Raw genomic sequence first — 2,019 nt, forward strand, 5'->3', positions numbered from 1 at the left:
CACCCGGCGCCTGTACCTGCTCCACGCGTCGCTCCTTCACTGAGCCCTCCCGGAAACGCCCCACCTCCCGGAAGTCCTCTCAGTCACAGGAGCACCCATGTCCCGGTTCCTCTCCCGGGCGCTCGCCTTCCTGCGTGCGCTCGCGCGCCACATCCGTCGCGCCTTCCGTCTCCTCTTCATCCTCATCCTCGTCGCCCTGCCCATCCCCGTCGCGCCCGTCGTCGCGGCCCTCTTGCGCCCCTTCCGGCGCAACCTCCCCGCCGAGGTCCTCCGCAAGAAACAGCCCTGACCCCAGGCCTCACGGCTTCGTCCAGCTCTCGTCCTCGCCGGGCCCGCCAAAGTCGTCGCCCTTCCGGGGCACCTCGCGCGTGCGCTTGACGGGCAGCCTCCATCCCTTCCGCACGGAGATGAGACGCACCGCCGCACCCACCGCCATCCCCGCCACCAGGGCCAGCCGCCGATGCCCCGTCAGCGAGAACGCCAGACACACCAGGCTCGCCGCCAGTGCGGCGAGCGCGTAGTACCCCGGCTCCGGCCGCATCACCGTGGGCGTGCGCCGGATGAGCACGTCGCGGATGATGCCGCCCCCCGCCGCGGTGATGATGCCGATGAGCACCGCCGTCCCGGGACTCAGCCCCACCTCCAACGTCCGCTGCGTCCCCGCCACCGCGAACGAGCCGAGCGTCAGCGCATCCAACGCCGACAACAGCTTCACCGTCGGCCCATGCCGCAGCTCGAAGATGAACGCCGCGAACGCCCCCGAGAAAGCCGCGACCAGATAGGCCGGCTTCACCAACACCAGCGGCGGCCCCACCTGCAGCAGCGTGTCCCGAAGGATTCCGCCCCCCACGCCGGACACGAGCCCCAGCACCAGGAAGCCCATCAGGTCCATCTTCCGCCGCTCGGCCAGGAGCGCCCCCAGCACCGAGCCGGAGAACACCCCCAACAGGTCCGCGATCAGCGTCCCCAAGGAGATGACCTGCTCCTGCACATTCGGTTCAGTCAGGTCGAAGGACATGGCGCGCGCAAGGCGGCCCGTCAGCACACCGCCACCCTCCACCGTGAGGACGCCACCTCTCGCCAGCAACCCGCGCCCGGAGTCACACGGGGACCGCTCGCTCGGCACTCCCGCCCCAGCGGGCTGGCACTCGGGCGACAGGACAACATCTCCCTGCCCCCATGGACGCTTCCCCCGCGCGGCCGCACCTTAAAGGTCCACCCGCGTGTCCCCCGGAGCGAAGGCCATGAACCCTTCCCGATTCGCCGACCGCATCTTCGAGGGCGGAACCCTGCTCACCATGAACGAGCATCAGCCCACCGCCGAGGCGCTGGCCCTCCAGGACGGCCACATCCTCGCCGTGGGCACCCGTGCTGAAATCCTCGCGCTCCGCGGCCCCGACACGGAAGTCGTCCCCCTCCAGGGCGGCACGGTGATTCCCGCCGTCGTCGACAAGCTGTCGAACAACAACAGCAACGCGGAAGAGGAGGAGCCGGAACCCCAGGGCACCCTCGCCCCGGGCCAGCGCGCCAACTTCGTCGTCCTCTCCGGCAACCCGCTCGTCGTGACACCTCGCGCCCGCGAGGACCTGCGCGTGCTGCACGTCGTCAAGGACGGCCGCAGCCTCTACTTCGCGGACACGCCTCCCGCGCGCGAGAAGCGCGAGAAGAAGGACGAAGACGCTTTCAACGAGGCCCTCTTCCTCGACGAGAGCGGCTGGCTCGTCTGAGCCGCACGCACGCGGCGCACCCCGAGCGAGTGTTCTCGACAGAGCACCTCGGGGTGCCAGGCGGGTTGGATGGCACCCAGCCTCGCGTGGGCTATCTGAAAGTTCCGGCCATGTACTCCTGGGGTGACTTCCTCCCACTCCCGGCGTTCTGCGATGGTGGGTGAGAACCCGCACCGGAGAGCCTCATGCTCCGCCGCCTTGGCCCCGCGTTCTTCCTCGGAACCCTGCTGCTCGGGGGTGCCTGCAAGAAGTCACAGGACCCCGCGCCCGCGACTCCGGCGCCCCCTCCCTC

Annotated in this window: 3 protein-coding genes; 2 read left to right on the plus strand and 1 reads right to left on the minus strand. The window is 70.1% G+C overall.

Annotated features, from left to right (window positions below; genetic code table 11):
- The first annotated feature begins 97 nt into the window (after window positions 1-97).
- Window positions 98-289, plus strand: coding sequence for a hypothetical protein (locus HUW62_RS46955; RefSeq protein ID WP_163866057.1), 192 nt, complete (start codon window positions 98-100; stop codon window positions 287-289).
- Between the two features lie 9 nt (window positions 290-298).
- Here the strand turns inward: HUW62_RS46955 and HUW62_RS46960 are convergent, their stop codons facing one another.
- Window positions 299-1,126: a TRIC cation channel family protein gene (locus HUW62_RS46960; RefSeq protein WP_176438161.1), complete on the minus strand. Its 828-nt coding sequence runs from the start codon at window positions 1,124-1,126 to the stop codon at window positions 299-301.
- Window positions 1,127-1,244: 118 nt separating this feature from the next.
- Between HUW62_RS46960 and HUW62_RS46965 the strand changes: the two genes are divergently transcribed.
- Window positions 1,245-1,727 (plus strand): amidohydrolase family protein, encoded by a 483-nt coding sequence (locus tag HUW62_RS46965; protein ID WP_163866055.1) that lies wholly within the window; start codon window positions 1,245-1,247, stop codon window positions 1,725-1,727.
- Window positions 1,728-2,019 lie beyond the last annotated feature (292 nt).

This window comes from Myxococcus sp. AM011 (genome assembly GCF_013372595.1).
Taxonomy (GTDB): domain Bacteria; phylum Myxococcota; class Myxococcia; order Myxococcales; family Myxococcaceae; genus Myxococcus; species Myxococcus eversor.

Coding starts and splice junctions, on each gene's coding strand:
- HUW62_RS46965 (WP_163866055.1), top strand. CDS start 1,245: ATGAACCCTTCCCGATTCGCCGACCGCATCTTCGAGGGCGGAACCCTG.
- HUW62_RS46955 (WP_163866057.1), top strand. CDS start 98: ATGTCCCGGTTCCTCTCCCGGGCGCTCGCCTTCCTGCGTGCGCTCGCG.